Here is a 15,871-nt window from a genome sequence, read left to right on the forward strand (position 1 = left end):
CTGCGGAACCGGTATCCTGCTGCGTAATATTCGCGGTACGCCGCGCGCAATGCGCGTCCCCTCGACAATGGAGGCAGGCTGATGAAGCAGAACGACGAACCCAGGAACGGGCGTCCCGAAAAACCTTCCATTCCCGCCGGTCCGGACGATCCCGCGCGCCGCCGTGTGCTCGGCGGGCTGGCGGCGGTTGGCGTGGGCCTCGCGCTGGGCGGCTGCGAGACGCCGGCGCAGAGTGCGGCGGGCGCGCCGCGCAGCGCTGCCGACGCGCGCGTCGATGCCGCGCTGCGCGACCAGGTGCGCCAGATCGTCGTGATCTACGCCGAGAACCGCAGCTTCGTCAATTTGTACGGCAACTATCCCGGCGTGCAGACGCCGCTCGCGAATGTGAGCGCCGAGCGCTACGCGCAGCTCGATCGCGACGGCAAGACGCCGTTGCCGCAGTTGCCGAAGATCTGGGGCGGCCTCGTGCCCCAGGCGCAGGAGCTGGATGGCAAGCGCTACATGATCGCGGAGCATCAGATCACGGGTCTGTCCAACCGTCCGTTCCGGATTGTGGATACGCACGGCAATCCGTTGCCGAACGGCATCATCACGCGCGACCTGATCCATCGCTTCTATCAGAACCAGATGCAGATCAATGCGGGGCGCAACGACCAGTTCGCCGCGTGGGGCGACTCGGGCGGCCTCGTCATGGGCTTCTACGAGAACTCCGCGCAGACGCTGCGGCTCTGGAATATCGCGCAGCAGTACACGCTCTGCGACAACTTCTTCATGGCCGCGTTCGGCGGCTCGTGGCTCAACCACATCTTCCTGATCTCCGCGCAGGTGCCGCAATACGCCGATATCCAGACGAGCGCCGCCAGGCATCTCGCCTCCGTCGTCGAGGGCGACGATCCCACCGGTACGCGCCTGAAGGTCGCGCCGAACTCGCCGGCCTCGGCGCTCGACGGGCCGCCGAAGTTCGTGAACGACGGCCTCTTCACGCCCGACGGCTACGCCGTCAACACGATGGCGCCGCCGTATCAGCCGAGCAACGTGCGCCCGTCGGAAGACGGCAACCCGGCGCTCGCCGATCCGGCCAATCCGCGCGTGCTGCGCCCGCAGACGTACGCGACGATCGGCGACCGGCTATCGGCGAAGGGCGTCGACTGGGCCTGGTACAGCGGCGCCTGGCAGTTTGCGCTGGACCATCAGGACACGGGCGCGGTGCCCGACTTCCAGTATCACCACCAGCCGTTCAACTACTTTGCCAACTTCGCGCCGGGCACGTCCGCACGCGCGCGCCACCTGCGCGATGCGGGCCTCGGCGACGATCCGTCGACCAACCGTCTGCTCGCGGATATCGACGCAGGGCGCTTGCCTGCCGTGACGTTCTACAAGCCGCAGGGCAACCTGAACATGCACGCCGGCTATGCGGACGTCGAGTCGGGCGACCGCCACATCACGACCGTGATCGAGCACATCCAGCGCGGCCCGCAATGGGCGAACACGATGATCGTCGTGACGCACGACGAGAACGGCGGCTGGTGGGACCCGGTCGCGCCGCCCTTGGGCGACCGCTGGGGTCCGGGCTCGCGCATCCCGGCGCTCGTGATCGCGCCGTTCGCGAAGAAGGGCTATGTCGATCACACGTTCTACGACACGGTCTCGATCCTGCGCTTCATCAGCCGCGTGCATGGCCTCGCGCCGCTCGACGGCGTGGCCGCGCGCGATCAGACGTTCCTCTCGCGGGAGCAGACTCCGCCCGGCGATCTCACGGCGGCACTCGATCTGGCCTGAGTGCTGCACGCACGGATGCATCGCGGGAGAACGGGCGGCGGCCGTCGCGAAACGTTTGCGCCGCCGCCCCGGGTTGCCCATCCGGAACGCAATTTGATGCATCCGCGACACAAGCGACGAACTCTCTATCCGATCAATGAGTTGGCGCGCTCGCCAGGCGGTTATCAACAGGTTTGTCACCAAAAACTGTGGACAACTTTGCTGCGCAAAAAACATGCATTTTTCATGTCGTTTGCGAGCTTCCCGTTTCCATTCAAGGAGTTGATGCGGATGTCCAGAACTTGCTAACAGGGCTCTCAACAAAATCTGTGGAAAACCCTCCGCGCGTTTCCCCCCAAAACGCCGCCGCTGCAACAAACGGCAACGCTGCGCACAATCCGAATCGCATCAAGCACTTGGTGCAGTCGTCAAAGGGTTACGCACAAGGCTGTCCCCCGAAGTTGTGGATAGCGCACCCAGATGTTGATCGCTGCGGGCTCAACCTTGCACAGTGTGGGAGTTCGGCCCGATAATCGCCGTCGATATGGCCGTCGCGTGACCGCGCGTGCACGGGCAACTCTCTTCTCGCCACTACCCGCCGCGCCGTGCTCAAAAACTCGCGCTTTGCCGGTCTTCTGCGTATTCCTGGTTTTCTGCCACTCGCCGGCGCCACCCTGATGCTCGGCGTGGCGATGTCCTTCACCGCGCCTTATCTCTCGCTCTTCGGCGTCGAGCGCGCCGGCATGACGCCGTTCCGGCTCGGTGTGTTCATGACCGCCATTGCCACGAGCGGCGTGATCGCGAGCACCGCGGCGGGCCGCTGGAGCGACGCCACCGGCAAGCACCGAACCCTGCTGCTCGTCTCGCTGTGCGCGGCCACGCTCGGCTATCTCTGCCTGTGCGTCGTGCGCGATTACCGGCTGCTGTTGCTCGTGGGCATTGCGTTCATCGGCGCGGGCGGCTGCGCGCTCTCGCTCGTGTTCTCGTTCAGCCGTGCGGCGCTGCCCGCGAGCGACGACGCCGAGCGGACCTTCGCGAGCGCGACGCTGCGCACGATCCTCTCCGCCGCGTGGGTGTTCGGGCCCGCGGTCGGCGCGCTCGTGCTGGCGGCCACGAACTTCTACGGGCTCTTCCTGTTCGCGGCGGCGAGCTTCGCGGCTTGCGGCACGATCGTCTGGCGCATGCGCGAGCCGCGCCACGACGAACACGCCACGCAGCATCTGATGGCGCGTCCCACCGCCGGCGAAGTTGCGCAGGAGATCGATGCACAGAGCGAGGCGCAGTACGAGGGCCAACCGCTCACGCAGGCCGAAGTGCAGCCGGGTGCGCCACGCGACCCCGCAACGCTTCCGGCGGCTAAGGCAACGGCAAAAGCGAAGGTCAGAGCGGCGCGCGCGCCGGTGCCCGCCGCCGAGGGTTCGCAGAAAGACATCATGCGCGCGATCGTTGCGCTCACACTCATCGGCCTGGCCGCCAATGCGACGATGATCGTGCTGCCGCTCTACATCGTCCATGGCCTGCAGGGCACGCGCATCGACGTGTCGATCATGCTCGGCCTCGGCGCGCTCATGGAGATACCGATGATGCTCGCGCTCGGCGCGCGCGCCTCGGTGCTGGACAAGTCATGGTGGCTGGCCGCCTGCGCCGTGGTGCATGCCGTCTACTTCGTCGCGATGTCGCTGGCGCCGGGCGTGCACGCGCTGATCCCGATGCAGATCCTCAACGCCTTCGTGGTGGCCGTTACGTCGTGTCTCGGCATGACGTTCGTGCAGGATCTGATGCCGTCGTCGCCGGGGCGCGCAACGGCGCTGTTCTTCAACGCGTCGCGGCTCGGCTCGATACTGTCGGGCGTGCTTTCCGGCATGCTCGTGCAGGCGTTCGGCTATCGCGGCACGTTTCTTGTTTGCGGCGCGCTCGCGCTGTGCGCGCTGGTGCTGTTCGCCGTACCCGGCGAGCAGTATCCGAAGATGGCGCGTGCCGTGCGGCGTTATCTGCGTGAGCGTTCAGGCAAGCGGGATTGATTCATGCCGTGCGGCCCAGCCAGTGCCTGTGTCAGTGCATGTAGGTGACGCGGCGCGAGCGGTCGCTCAACCGCACTCCCGCGTCGAGCAGCGCGATGGCGAACCAGCGCGCGGTCTTGAGCATGCCGCTCACGCTCGGCATCGGCAGCCAGTCGTTGAGCAGTTGCACGGCGGCCTCGCTGCGCGTGGACTGCAGGAGCGCGATCACCTGCAGCAGCGAGCCTTCATCCTTCGCGAGTTCGGAGGCGCAGCGGCAGCGCGTATCGAGCGGGCGGCACGAGGCGCGGCACAGGGTGCCCATCAGCAGATCGAAGTAGCCGAAGCCTTCGCCGCCGAGCCCCGCGTCGGCGAGCACGCCGCGCCAGCTTTCGGCCTTGCCGTAGGCGTCGCAATGCGGTCGCAGCCAGGTGCGCACGGCGCGCAGGACGGTCTGCTCGGCGGTGTCGGGATGATGGACGAAGGTGTCGTCGATCAGCGTGTCATTTCTCGCGAAAGGGGTGGTGTAGTTCATGGAGCCTCCGGTCCCGCACAAATCATTCGGGTGGTGCCGGGTCGTCCGGCATGGGCTGTATTCTGGGACAAATGGTGGATAAATGCAAATGATTCTCATTTGTAAAAATGAGCTGCTGCGCAAAGACGGCCTCGCACACCCAGTAAGGGACTGTTCCATCCAGCGCCCTTAATTGCGGGGACACAAGCCGTTAAAGTGCCGGCCATGCGTGTTCCAGTGTTCTGGCGCAACGTGAGAGTTGGCCCCGGCCCCATGAAGGCCGGGGCTTTTTTTTGCACCGCGCAAGGGCGCGCGGGGCGGGCCTGGCACGCGTTCTGGAGGGCGCCGGGGACCTGACTTCGATGCATAAGTCATTGAACCGAAAGAAACAAGTAAGGTATTATTTCGGCCGCGCAGCGTGACAGCCTGCCGCGCGTCATGGCGCCCAGAAGGTCGAAAGCGCTGCGTTCGCGATCAAAAATGGGTGGTAACAGCCCGTTTGTTGTTTTTTCTCTTAGTACGTTCTTGAATAAAAACAATGACTTGCGTCAATCTTAGATCCGGCCCGTGTTGTTGCGCTGCAAAACTTCCGTATTCCGTTTACCCTCGTTAACCCTTGAACGTGTGTTGCATTTCGCCTCGTCGCTGACAAATACATTACAGCCAGCCTGGTTCGATTTTCACCCCGCGTCAATCTTTCAAGTTGCTTGCGTACCTGAACGTGCGCCGTGGAAGCTATTTGCTCCGCATTTTTGAGGTCCTGTTGAAATGCAATCCGTTCCATTCCTGAGTCTGGCGATCTGGATTCCCATCCTGTTCGGCGTGGCCGTGCTGCGCCTCGGGTCGGATCGTCATCCGCAGCGTGCCCGTTGGCTGTCGCTGGTTGGCGCCGTCGTCGGTCTGCTGCTGACCCTCCCGCTCATCGCCGGCTTCGACAACCACGCGGCCGGCATGCAGTTCGTCGAATTCCGCGACTGGCTGCCTGAGTTCGGCGTGGCGTGGCGACTCGGGATCGATGGTATTTCGATGTGGCTCGTGGTGCTCACCGCGTTCACGACGCTCGTGATCGTGATCGCTTCGTGGGAATCGATCACGGTGCGCGTCGCCCAGTACTTCGGCGCGTTCCTGATTCTCTCGGGCCTGATGGTCGGCACCTTCGCCGCGACCGACGGCATGCTGTTCTTCGTGTTCTTCGAAGCCACGCTGATCCCGCTGTACCTGTTGATCGGCACGTGGGGCAATGCCCGCCGCACCTACGCCGCGGTCAAGTTCTTCTTCTTCTCGCTCGCCGGCTCGCTGCTGATGCTGGTGTCGATGCTGTACCTCTACAGCCAGTCGCACACCTTCGACATGTCGGTGTGGCACAACCTCACGCTCGGCTTCATCCCGCAGATTCTCGTGTTCATCGGCTTCTTCGCGGCCTTCGCGGTGAAGGTCCCGATGTGGCCGTTTCACACGTGGCTGCCCGACGTCCACCTCGAAGCGCCGACCGGCGCGACCGTGATGCTGGCCATGCTGAAGCTCGGCGGCTACGGCTTCCTGCGTTTCACGCTGCCGATCACGCCCGACGCTGCGCACTTCTTCGCGCCGGCGATCATCACGCTCTCGCTCGTGGCCGTGGTCTACTCGAGCCTGCTCGCGCTCGCGCAGACCGACATGACCAAGCTGCTCGCGTACTCGACGGTCGCCCACATGGGTCTCGTCACGCTGGGCCTCTTCCTCTTCAACCAGATCGGCACCGAAGGCGCGATCGTGCAGATGATCTCGTACGGTTTCGTTTCGGGCGCGATGCTGCTCTCGATTGGCGTGCTGTTCGACCGCACGAAAACGCGCACGATCTCGGCTTACGGCGGCGTCGTCAACGTGATGCCGCGCTACGCCACCTTCATGATGCTGTTCTGCATGGCCAACCTCGGCCTGCCGGGCACGTCGGGCTTCGTGGGCGAGTTCATGGTCATCATGGGCGCGATCCGCGTGAACTTCTGGGTCGGCGCGATCGCCGCGACGACCGTCATTCTGAGCGCGGCGTACACCCTGTGGATGTACAAGCGCGTGATCTTCGGCGCTGTGGCGAACAAGGGCGTTGCGAAGCTGGCCGACATCGGCCGCCGCGAAACGCTGATCTTCGCTTCGCTCGCAGCGTTCGTGCTGGCAATCGGCCTCTACCCGAAGCCGATGACCGACGCGATCGAACTGTCGGCGGCGAACCTCGTCACCCAGGCCGGTCGCAACAAGCAACCCGTCGACGAAGCAGCGCCTGCTGACGCAGTGCGAGCTGGCACGGACGTTCGTGCTCAGCACTCGCCGACGTGATCGCTGAAGATTGACGGCGCAACCAACGCGCCGCATCGCCTCCGGGCGCTGCGGCGCGTTGTTGCGTCCAAGGGTTTTCGAATTTTGAGATTCGAGAAGTAGCCGCGGCGGGCCGCTGTCAAGGGCAGAGCAGGGCGCGACGTGCGTGTGTTTCCGAGGCGCGACAAACCTCGCGAACACATGCGACAAAGTGTCTCAATCTTCTTTTGACAAAGGTCATTTTCCACATTCATTGATTGCGAAATATCAAAGCGGCTGTATGATGCGGGCGCGCTTCCTTTGTCGGATGTCAGGGGACGCGTCCGGAACTATTCAATGAATGAATTTCAGGCAAACGTGATGAAAAGAACGACCTTTCAAAGGTTACTGCTTCCCATCAGCGCCGGATTGGCCTTGTGTCTTTCCGGATGCAACATGGAGCTCCTTGACCCCAAGGGAAGTGTGGGCGTGGCGGAAAAGCAGCTGATTGCGACCTCCACATGGGCCATGCTGATTGTTGTGATCCCCGTGATCGTCCTGACGCTGTGGTTTGCGTACCGCTACCGCGCGTCGAATCGTAGCGCCACGTACGACCCGAAGTGGTCGCATTCGACGGCGATCGAAGTCGTCGTCTGGACCATTCCGACACTGATCATTCTGTTCCTCGCCGTGCTCACGTGGAAAACCACGCACGAGCTCGACCCCTACAAGCCGCTCGAATCGAACGTCAAGCCGATCAACGTCGAAGTTGTCGCGCTCGACTGGAAGTGGCTGTTCATCTACCCCGATCTCGGTATCGCGACGGTGAACCAGCTGGCCGTGCCCGTTGGCACGCCGGTGAACTTCAGCATCACGTCGGATTCGGTGATGAACTCGTTCTTCATCCCGCAGCTTGGCACCCAGGTTTACGCGATGGCCGGCATGCAGACGCGTCTGCACCTGATCGCCGACCACGCTGGCGACTACGCCGGCCTCTCGGCGAACTTCAGCGGCAAGGGCTTCTCGGACATGAAGTTCCGCACCCTCGCCACCAGCCAGCAAGACTTCGACGCGTGGGTCCAGAAGGTGAAGGCGTCGCAGACGCAGCTTTCGATGGATCAATACGCGACGGTCGCACAGCCGAGCGAGAAGGCTCCGGTGGAGTACTTCTCGACGGTCGACCCGAAGCTCTTCAACAACATCATCGCGAAGTACAACAACGGCCACGTCACGAATTTCAGTGACCCGTCGTGCGTGACCAAGGGGTAAACCAGGCATGTTCGGAAAACTTACACTGGACGCCATTCCGTATCACGAGCCGATTATTCTCGGCACGATGATCGGTATGGCCGTCATCGGCGCATTCGTGCTCGGTGGCATCACTTACCTCGGTAAGTGGAAATATCTTTGGACGGAGTGGCTGACGAGCGTCGACCACAAGCGTCTGGGCGTGATGTACATCGTGCTCGCCCTCATCATGCTGCTGCGCGGCTTCGCCGACGCGATCATGATGCGTACCCAGCTTGCGCTTGCGTACAACGCGCCGGGCTACCTCCCGCCGCACCACTACGACCAGATCTTCACGGCTCACGGCGTGATCATGATCTTCTTCATGGCCATGGCTTTCATGGTTGGCCTGATGAACATCATCGTGCCGCTGCAGATCGGCGCACGCGACGTCGCGTTCCCGTTCCTGAACTCGCTGTCGTTCTGGATGACCGCAGTCGGCGCCATCCTGCTGATGATCTCGCTCGTCGTGGGTGAGTTCGCAATGACGGGTTGGCTCGCGTATCCGCCGCTTTCGGAGCTTGCGTACAGTCCGGGGGTAGGGGTGGATTACTACCTGTGGGCGCTGCAGATCTCCGGTGTCGGCACGCTGCTGACCGGCGTGAACTTCTTCGTCACCATCATCAAGATGCGTGCCCCCGGCATGACGATGATGAAGATGCCGGTGTTCACGTGGACGGCGCTGTGCACGAACGTGCTGATCATGGCCGCGTTCCCGATCCTGACCGTCACGCTCGCGCTGCTCGGCCTCGACCGCTACATCGGCACGCACTTCTTCACGAATGACGGCGGCGGCAACGCCATGCTGTACCTGAACCTGATCTGGGCCTGGGGTCACCCCGAGGTGTACATCCTGATCCTGCCGGCGTTCGGTATTTTCTCGGAAGTCGTCGCGACGTATGCCAGGAAGCCGCTGTTCGGCTACAAGGCAATGGTCTACGCGACCTGCGCGATCATGGTTCTGGCGTTCGTCGTGTGGCTGCACCACTTCTTCACGATGGGTTCGGGCGCCGATGTGAACGCGTTCTTCGGTATCGCCACGATGATCATTTCGATCCCGACGGGCGTGAAGATCTTCAACTGGCTGTTCACGATCTACCGCGGCCGCCTCGAGTTCAACTCGGCGGTGCTGTGGACGATCGGCTTCATGGTCACCTTCACCATCGGCGGCATGACCGGCGTGATGATGGCGATCCCGGGTGCGGACTTCGTGCTCCACAACTCGCTGTTCCTGATCGCGCACTTCCACAACGTGATCATCGGCGGTGTGGTGTTCGGCTATCTCGCCGGCATGAACTACTGGTTCCCGAAGGCGTTCGGCTTCAAGCTCAACGAAAAGCTCGGCAAGCGCGCGTTCTGGTTCTGGCTCTCGGGCTTCTATGTTGCCTTCACGCCGCTGTACGTGCTGGGCTTCATGGGCGCAACCCGCCGTCTGAACCACTACGACAATCCGGCATGGCATCCGTGGATGATCATCGCGTGGGTTGGCGCCGTGCTCGTGGCAATCGGTATCGCACATCAGCTGCTGCAGCTGTACGTCTCGATCCGCGACCGCAACCTGCCGGAAAACCGCGACTTGACGGGCGATCCGTGGGGTGGCCGTACGCTGGAGTGGGCGATCTCGTCGCCGCCGCCGTCGTATAACTTCGCGATCATTCCGCACGTGAGCGAACTCGACGAGTTCCAGCACCTGAAGGACACCGGCCGCGAAACCGTGGACGTCGCGAACACGAAGTACACCGACATCCACATGCCCTCGAACACGAGCGCGGGTCTGTTCATCGGTCTCTTCAGCCTGGTGCTCGGCTTCGCTGGCATCTGGCACATCTGGTGGCTCATGATCGCTGGCTTCGTCGGCATTCTCGCGACGGCTATTGGCTACAGCTTCCAGAAGAACGAAGGCTATTACATCCCGGCCGCCAAGGTTCGGGCAGACGAAGAAGCGCGCGAGCGCGCACTGGTCAAGGCGTTCGCCGACAAGCAACGCAATGGCAAGGTTGAAGCAGCACTGGAGGCCAACTGATGTCGACGCATACTAGTGCGGCCGCACACGCGGAGCACGATCACCACGATCACCCGCCGTCACACTCGGTGTTCGGCTTCTGGCTGTACCTGATGACGGACTGTATTCTGTTCGGCTCGCTGTTCGCAGTGTTCGCCGTGATGCAGAACCAGTTCGCAGGCGGCCCGACGGGCAAGGACCTGTTCGACATTCAGGGCGTCGCGATGGAAACGGCAGTGCTGCTGCTGTCGTCCATCACGTACGGTTTCGCGATGATCGGCGCGCACAAGCAGCGCAAGGGTCAAGTGTTCGTCTGGCTGGCGATCACGTTCCTGCTCGGCGCAACGTTCCTGTATTTCGAACTGCACGAATTCGCGAACATGATCGCCGAGGGCAACGGCCCGCAACGCAGCGCGTTCCTCTCGTCGTTCTTCACGCTGGTTGCCACCCACGGTATCCACGTGACGATGGGCATGATCTGGATGGTCGTCCTGATGGTTCAGGCCTTGAAGGCGCCGGTTCTGGGCGAGCGTGAAATTCGCCGCCTGACCTGCCTGAGCCTTTTCTGGCACTTTCTGGACATCGTCTGGATCTGCGTGTTCTCCTTTGTCTATCTTGCGAGCGTGATCTAAATGAGTGCTCATCCTATCCATGAAGAAGAAAGCCACGGCAGCGTAGGCAGCTACCTGGTTGGTTTCGTCCTGGCGGTGGTGCTCACGGCCGCTTCGTTCTGGCTCGTGCTGCATGGCGGCTTTTCGCGCGAAACCGCGCTGCTCGGCCTCGCCGTGCTGGCAGTCGTGCAGATCCTGGTTCACCTCGTGTTCTTCCTGCACATGAACACGTCGTCGGGCCAGCGCTGGAACGTGACGGCATTTGGCTTCACGGTGTTGACGGTCCTGATCGTGGTCGTCGGCACGCTGTGGGTCATGCACAACGTCAGCATGAACATGATGTCGCGTTAAGCGTTCATCGTTGCTGGACTTGCGCTTCGCCCGCTGCGGGTGAAGCGCAAAAGAAAAACGCCGCCAGGCCTTCAGGCCGGCGGCGTTTTTTCTTTTTGCGGCCCGATGTGCGCTTATGCGCCGAAGCGCTGACGCACGACTTCCGCGACGGCCTTGCCGAGCCGGTGGTGTTGCGAGGCTTCGTAGTGAATGCCGTCGGTGGGGCTAACAGTGGCGAATTCGCCGGCGTCGAGAAACGCCGAGCCGTATTTGACGGCTACGCGCTCATAGAGCGGCGCAAGCAGGCGCGATTTCGCGGCGCCCCCCGTGAAGATATCGCCGAGAAAGCCAATCTCTTCGATCGGCACCGGCGACATGAGCAGCACATGCGGCGTCGAGCCGCCCGGACCCGCGCGGCACGCGACGAGCGTTTCGAGCAGCACATCGACCGAGTTCGCAATGTCGGTGGGCGTGACGGAAAAGCGTGTCTTGAGGTCGTTGGTGCCGAGCATCAGCGCGACCACATCGATGGGCAACTGGCTTTCGAGGCATGGGCGCAGATAGGCGAGACCGTTCTTGTGCCGGCCTTCGATGGGATCGTCGTGAACCGTGGTGCGCGCGGGCAGGCCTTCCTCGATGATCGCCCAGCCCGGCCCCAGCGCCTCGCGCAGCACGCCGGGCCAGCGGTCGGCGGGGCCGAATCGCTCGGACACACCGGGCACGGTCAGCGGCTTCGTGCCGTGCGTATTGGAATCGCCGTAACAGAGCAGGGTGCGTGACGTCATGGGTTGCCTCTTCCTGGTTACTGGTTAGCTGGTTGCGGGGTGCGATGCAATGCCATTACTCATCGTGGGAGATTACTAGACGACTGGTCTAATCGCTCTGTACCATGTCACCTCATGAATGCAGCGGCAGCCGTCGAAGTGCGGCAACACATCCTCGATACCGCCATGCCCATTCTGCTGGGCAAGGGCTTTTCCGCAGTCGGTCTCAATGAGATCCTCGCGGCCGCCGGTGTGCCTAAAGGGTCGTTCTATCACTATTTCGGCTCGAAGGAAGCGTTCGGCGAAGCCTTGCTCACGTCGTATTTCGACGAGTATGCGGAGCGTCTCGACGATCTGCTGGTGCGGGCGCCGGGCACGGCGGCCGAGAAGCTGATGCGCTACTGGGACGAGTGGCGCCTGATCCAGTGCGCCGACGATCCCGTAGGCAAATGTCTCGCGGTGAAGCTGGGCGCGGAGGTGAGCGACCTTTCCGAGGCGATGCGCGAGGCGCTGCGTCTTGGCACCGATGCGACGATCTCGCGCATTGCTGCGTGCCTCGAAGCAGGGCGCGTGGATGGCTCGCTCGCAGGTGTAAACGACGCCGCGACCATGGCGGTGACGCTCTACGAACTCTGGCTCGGCGCGACGCTGCTCGAGAAGATCCACCGCGACCGCAAGCCGCTCGACGCGGCTATGGCGACCACGCGCATCCTGTTGAACCTGCCTCCGGGCAACTAACCGAACGCGAAGCCGCGGCGGCGTGTGAAGTGCGCGCGATTGTCGCGTTTTGCGCAGAAGTACTAGACGACCGGTCTAATAGAGGATGAAGAGACTGGTTTCCGAAGGGCGTGCGAGCGCCCGAACCTAACGCAAAAAAGGAACGCCGATGAAGGTACTGATCGTTTTGACCTCGCACGAGGACCTCGGCAACACGGGCAAGAAGACGGGTTTCTGGCTCGAGGAGTTCGCCGCGCCGTACTACGCGCTGCGCGACGCGGGTGCCGAGCTCACGCTCGCGTCGCCCAAGGGCGGCCAGCCGCCGCTCGATCCGAAGAGCAGCGATCCCGCCGCGCAGACCGATGCGACACGGCGTTTCGCATCCGATAGCGTGGCGCAAACGGCGCTAGCCAGTACGAAACGTCTCGCCGAGATCGACGCGGGCGCGTTCGACGCCGTCTTCTATCCGGGCGGCCACGGCCCGCTCTGGGACCTGGCCGAAGATCCGGTTTCGATCGCGCTGATCGAAAAGACGATCGCCGCGGGCAAGCCTGTCGCTGCCGTTTGCCATGCACCGGGCGTGCTGCGTCACGTGAAGGGGGCAGACGGCAAGCCGCTCGTGGCCGGCAAGTCGGTCACCGGGTTTTCGAATGACGAAGAAGCCGCCGTGCAGTTGACGGACGTCGTGCCGTTCCTCGTCGAGGACATGCTGAAGGCCAACGGCGGCCAGTACTCGAAGGCCGCCGACTGGCAGCCGCATGTCGCAACCGACGGCCTGCTCATCACGGGCCAGAACCCGGCTTCGTCGGAGCCGGTTGCCGAAGCCCTGCTCGCGGCGCTGCGACGCGCTTGATGTTGCGCGAACGCGCGCGTCTTTGGCGAGCGCGTTCGCTTCCCTCGATTTCCTTTCGGCAACGCTGCGAGGCGCGCTCGCAGCGCGTGCGCGGCTGCGCGTTGCCGCAAGGAAATCCCGTTTTTGCCAACCGGCGCAGGTGCCGCGCGACGCGCGACCTGTGCCAGGAAAGGAGCTGTAGATGTCCGCATTGTTCGAACCGTTCAAGCTCAAGGGCGTGTCCCTGCGCAACCGCATCGCCGTGCCGCCGATGTGCCAGTACATGGCCGTCGATGGCGTGATCAACGACTGGCACCACGTCCACTACGCGCAAATCGCGCGCGGCGGCGCTGGCCTCGTGATCGTCGAGGCGACGGCGGTTTCGCCCGAAGGCCGCATCACGCCGGGCTGCACGGGCCTGTGGAACGACGCGCAGAGGGAAGCGTTCAAGCCCACCGTCGCGGCAATCAAGGCAGCGGGCGCCGTGCCCGGCATCCAGATTGCGCACGCGGGGCGCAAAGCGAGCGCGAACCGCCCGTGGGAAGGCGACGATCACATCGCCGAGGGCGATGCGCGCGGCTGGCAGACCATCGCGCCCTCGGCAACGGCGTTCGGCGCGCATCTGCCGAAGGTGCCGATGGCGATGACGATCGACGACATCGCGCGCGTGCGCGAGGATTTCGTGGCCGCGGCGAAGCGCGCGCTCGAAGCCGGCTTCGAATGGCTCGAACTGCACTTTGCGCACGGCTATCTCGGCCAGAGCTTTTTCTCGACGCATTCGAACCAGCGCGACGATATCTATGGCGGCAGCCTCGAGAACCGCAGCCGTTTCCTGCTGGAAACGCTGGCCGCGGTGCGCAAGGTCTGGCCGGAGCATCTGCCGCTGACGGCGCGCTTTGGCGTGATCGAGTACGATGGCCGCGACGAGGAGACGCTTGCCGAATCGATCGAACTGGCCAAGGGCCTCAAGCGCGAAGGCCTCGACATGCTGGGCGTGAGCGTCGGCTTCTCGACGCCCGCCGCGCAGATTCCATGGGCGCCCGCATTCCTCGCGCCGATCGCACAAAAAGTGCGTCGCGCAACCGGTCTGCAGGTGTCGTCGGCATGGGGGATCGGCACGCCGGAACTGGCCGAGCGCTCGGTGGCGAAGGAGCAACTCGATATCGTGATGGTCGGGCGCGCGCATCTCGCGAATCCGCACTGGCCGTATTTCGCGGCTCAGGAACTGGGTGTCGAACGCGCCGCATGGACCTTGCCGGCGCCTTACGCGCACTGGCTCGAGCGCTACAAGGTCGGCTGAAATGTGCCGACCGGTTCAACCGTTGACGATGAGGGAATACCGATGACCGTCTATCTATTCGCGAGCATTACGCCCAAGCCCGAGCATGTCGCCGAAGTGGAGACGCTGATGCGCGACATGGTCTCGCACACGCGCAAGGAGCCGGGCAACTTGCGCTACGACCTGCTGCGCCGCGCCGATGGTGCGCCGGGCTTTTACCTTTACGAGACCTATGTCGACGAGGCCGCGGTGCAGGCGCATCGCGATAGCGCGCATTTCGTGGCGTACCGCGCGAAGATCGGTGCGTGGGTGACGGAGCCGCCCGAAGTGAAGCTGCTGAAGGGCGTGGACGTCGCGGACTGAGGCCGCGCTTCTTGCCGCAATCGTTACGGCGATCCATTGACGCGCCGGATATCGCTTCGCAGCGGTGTCCGGCGCGTTTTTCATTGAGCGGCCGCGCGCCGCCTAGCCCGCCATATCGAGCACGACGCGGCCTTCGATCGCGCCGCGCTCCATGCGCGCGAACACGTCGTTGATGTTCTCCAGTTTTTCCGGGGAGATGGTCGCCTTGACCTTGCCTTCCTGCGCGAACATCAGCGACTCTTCGAGGTCGAGACGCGTGCCGACGATCGTGCCGCGCACCGTCACGCCGCCCAGCACCATGTCGAAGATCGGCAGCGGAAAGTCACCGGGCGGCAGGCCGTTCAGCGACACCGTGCCGCCCCGGCGCACCATGCCAAGCGCCTGCGAAAACGCAACGGGCGAGACCGCGGTCACGAGCACGCCGTGCGCGCCGCCAATCTCCTTCTTCAGATACGCCGCGGGATCGGTGGTTTTCGCGTTGACCGTCACGGTCGCGCCGAGGCGTTTCGCCAGTTCGAGTTTCGTATCGTCGACATCGACGGCTGCGACGTTGAGCCCCATCGCGCGCGCGTACTGCACGGCCATGTGGCCGAGGCCGCCCACGCCGGAAATCACGACCCAGTTGCCAGGGCGCGTGTCGGTGACTTTCAGGCCCTTGTAGACCGTCACGCCCGCGCAGAGCACGGGTGCGATTTCGATGAAGTCGATATTTTTCGGCAGCAGGCCGACGTAATTCGCGTCGGCTTTCGCGTATTGCGCGAAGCCGCCATTGACCGAATAGCCGGTGTTCTGCTGCTGCTCGCAAAGCGTTTCCCAGCCGCCGAGGCAATGTTCGCAATGGCCGCATGCCGAGTAGAGCCACGGAATGCCCACGCGATCGCCTTCCTTCACGTGCGTGACGCCCGCGCCCACACCCACCACATAGCCGACGCCCTCGTGACCGGGAATGAACGGCGGCTGCGGCTTCACGGGCCAGTCGCCGTGCGCGGCGTGCAGGTCCGTGTGGCACACGCCGCAGGCTTCGATTTTCACCAGCAGCTCGCCTGGCCCCGGCGTGGGGACGGTCACTTCCTCCAGCACGAGGGGTTTGCCAAATGCGCGGACTACCGCGGCTTGCATCGTCTTGCTCATCGTCGGGCTCCTGTC

Annotated in this window: 14 protein-coding genes; 11 read left to right on the forward strand and 3 right to left on the reverse strand. The window is 63.5% G+C overall.

Annotated elements, in window-relative coordinates; all coding sequences use genetic code 11:
- Positions 1 to 81: 81 nt before the first annotated feature.
- Positions 82 to 1,779: an acid phosphatase gene (locus AB4Y43_RS17970; protein WP_368728429.1), complete on the forward strand. Its 1,698-nt coding sequence runs from the start codon at positions 82 to 84 to the stop codon at positions 1,777 to 1,779.
- Positions 1,780 to 2,363: 584 nt separating this feature from the next.
- A complete protein-coding gene (locus AB4Y43_RS17975) occupies positions 2,364 to 3,779 on the forward strand; it encodes a sugar efflux transporter (RefSeq protein ID WP_368618463.1) in 1,416 nt (471 codons plus the stop codon).
- A 31-nt stretch (positions 3,780 to 3,810) separates the two neighbouring features.
- On the opposite strand, the gene AB4Y43_RS17980 is transcribed toward AB4Y43_RS17975, so the two are convergent.
- Entirely contained in the window at positions 3,811 to 4,290 is a 480-nt protein-coding gene (locus AB4Y43_RS17980) for a hypothetical protein (RefSeq protein ID WP_069267354.1), read from the reverse strand.
- Positions 4,291 to 5,037: 747 nt separating this feature from the next.
- Between AB4Y43_RS17980 and AB4Y43_RS17985 the strand changes: the two genes are divergently transcribed.
- From AB4Y43_RS17985 to cyoD, 5 genes are all read left to right on the forward strand, one after another.
- Positions 5,038 to 6,582 carry an NADH-quinone oxidoreductase subunit M gene (locus tag AB4Y43_RS17985; protein ID WP_069267355.1) on the forward strand — a complete coding sequence of 515 codons (1,545 nt, stop codon included), beginning with the start codon at positions 5,038 to 5,040 and terminating at the stop codon, positions 6,580 to 6,582.
- Positions 6,583 to 6,921: 339 nt separating this feature from the next.
- The gene (gene cyoA, locus AB4Y43_RS17990; protein ID WP_069267482.1) at positions 6,922 to 7,809 is read left to right on the forward strand and encodes a ubiquinol oxidase subunit II; all 888 of its coding nucleotides are present in this window, start codon (positions 6,922 to 6,924) and stop codon (positions 7,807 to 7,809) included.
- Positions 7,810 to 7,816: 7 nt separating this feature from the next.
- A complete protein-coding gene (cyoB, locus tag AB4Y43_RS17995) occupies positions 7,817 to 9,850 on the forward strand; it encodes a cytochrome o ubiquinol oxidase subunit I (protein WP_069267356.1) in 2,034 nt (677 codons plus the stop codon).
- Entirely contained in the window at positions 9,850 to 10,461 is a 612-nt protein-coding gene (gene cyoC / locus AB4Y43_RS18000; protein ID WP_069267357.1) for a cytochrome o ubiquinol oxidase subunit III, read from the forward strand. The genes cyoB and cyoC overlap by 1 nt, the downstream gene beginning before the upstream one ends.
- Positions 10,462 to 10,791, forward strand: coding sequence for a cytochrome o ubiquinol oxidase subunit IV (gene cyoD, locus AB4Y43_RS18005; protein ID WP_069267358.1), 330 nt, complete (start codon positions 10,462 to 10,464; stop codon positions 10,789 to 10,791).
- A gap of 113 nt (positions 10,792 to 10,904) precedes the next feature.
- Here the strand turns inward: cyoD and AB4Y43_RS18010 are convergent, their stop codons facing one another.
- Entirely contained in the window at positions 10,905 to 11,555 is a 651-nt protein-coding gene (locus AB4Y43_RS18010; protein ID WP_069267359.1) for an SGNH/GDSL hydrolase family protein, read from the reverse strand.
- Positions 11,556 to 11,669: 114 nt separating this feature from the next.
- On the opposite strand from AB4Y43_RS18010, the gene AB4Y43_RS18015 reads away from it, so the two are divergent.
- The 4 genes from AB4Y43_RS18015 (at position 11,670) to AB4Y43_RS18030 (ending at position 14,725) form a co-directional block, all read left to right on the forward strand.
- Positions 11,670 to 12,272 carry a TetR/AcrR family transcriptional regulator gene (locus AB4Y43_RS18015; protein WP_069267360.1) on the forward strand — a complete coding sequence of 201 codons (603 nt, stop codon included), beginning with the start codon at positions 11,670 to 11,672 and terminating at the stop codon, positions 12,270 to 12,272.
- A gap of 148 nt (positions 12,273 to 12,420) precedes the next feature.
- Positions 12,421 to 13,104 carry a type 1 glutamine amidotransferase domain-containing protein gene (locus AB4Y43_RS18020; protein ID WP_368618466.1) on the forward strand — a complete coding sequence of 228 codons (684 nt, stop codon included), beginning with the start codon at positions 12,421 to 12,423 and terminating at the stop codon, positions 13,102 to 13,104.
- A 181-nt stretch (positions 13,105 to 13,285) separates the two neighbouring features.
- On the forward strand, positions 13,286 to 14,383 hold the full coding sequence (locus tag AB4Y43_RS18025; protein WP_368728430.1) for an NADH:flavin oxidoreductase/NADH oxidase: 1,098 nt from the start codon (positions 13,286 to 13,288) through the stop codon (positions 14,381 to 14,383).
- Between the two features lie 42 nt (positions 14,384 to 14,425).
- A complete protein-coding gene (locus tag AB4Y43_RS18030) occupies positions 14,426 to 14,725 on the forward strand; it encodes a putative quinol monooxygenase (protein WP_069267363.1) in 300 nt (99 codons plus the stop codon).
- 102 nt (positions 14,726 to 14,827) lie between these two features.
- Here AB4Y43_RS18030 and adhP read toward each other — a convergent pair whose 3' ends face one another.
- Positions 14,828 to 15,856: an alcohol dehydrogenase AdhP gene (adhP, locus tag AB4Y43_RS18035; RefSeq protein WP_368728431.1), complete on the reverse strand. Its 1,029-nt coding sequence runs from the start codon at positions 15,854 to 15,856 to the stop codon at positions 14,828 to 14,830.
- Positions 15,857 to 15,871 lie beyond the last annotated feature (15 nt).

Source organism: Paraburkholderia sp. BR10872, assembly GCF_040965835.1.
Lineage (GTDB): Bacteria > Pseudomonadota > Gammaproteobacteria > Burkholderiales > Burkholderiaceae > Paraburkholderia > Paraburkholderia nodosa_A.

What these genes read in the sequence shown, in the direction of transcription:
- AB4Y43_RS17970 (WP_368728429.1), top strand. Translation starts at nt 82, where the DNA reads ATGAAGCAGAACGACGAACCCAGGAACGGGCGTCCCGAAAAACCTTCC.
- AB4Y43_RS17980 (WP_069267354.1), bottom strand. Translation starts at nt 4,290, where the DNA reads ATGAACTACACCACCCCTTTCGCGAGAAATGACACGCTGATCGACGAC.
- AB4Y43_RS17985 (WP_069267355.1), top strand. Translation starts at nt 5,038, where the DNA reads ATGCAATCCGTTCCATTCCTGAGTCTGGCGATCTGGATTCCCATCCTG.
- cyoA (WP_069267482.1), top strand. Translation starts at nt 6,922, where the DNA reads ATGAAAAGAACGACCTTTCAAAGGTTACTGCTTCCCATCAGCGCCGGA.
- cyoB (WP_069267356.1), top strand. Translation starts at nt 7,817, where the DNA reads ATGTTCGGAAAACTTACACTGGACGCCATTCCGTATCACGAGCCGATT.
- cyoC (WP_069267357.1), top strand. Translation starts at nt 9,850, where the DNA reads ATGTCGACGCATACTAGTGCGGCCGCACACGCGGAGCACGATCACCAC.
- cyoD (WP_069267358.1), top strand. Translation starts at nt 10,462, where the DNA reads ATGAGTGCTCATCCTATCCATGAAGAAGAAAGCCACGGCAGCGTAGGC.
- AB4Y43_RS18010 (WP_069267359.1), bottom strand. Translation starts at nt 11,555, where the DNA reads ATGACGTCACGCACCCTGCTCTGTTACGGCGATTCCAATACGCACGGC.
- AB4Y43_RS18015 (WP_069267360.1), top strand. Translation starts at nt 11,670, where the DNA reads ATGAATGCAGCGGCAGCCGTCGAAGTGCGGCAACACATCCTCGATACC.
- AB4Y43_RS18020 (WP_368618466.1), top strand. Translation starts at nt 12,421, where the DNA reads ATGAAGGTACTGATCGTTTTGACCTCGCACGAGGACCTCGGCAACACG.
- AB4Y43_RS18025 (WP_368728430.1), top strand. Translation starts at nt 13,286, where the DNA reads ATGTCCGCATTGTTCGAACCGTTCAAGCTCAAGGGCGTGTCCCTGCGC.
- AB4Y43_RS18030 (WP_069267363.1), top strand. Translation starts at nt 14,426, where the DNA reads ATGACCGTCTATCTATTCGCGAGCATTACGCCCAAGCCCGAGCATGTC.
- adhP (WP_368728431.1), bottom strand. Translation starts at nt 15,856, where the DNA reads ATGAGCAAGACGATGCAAGCCGCGGTAGTCCGCGCATTTGGCAAACCC.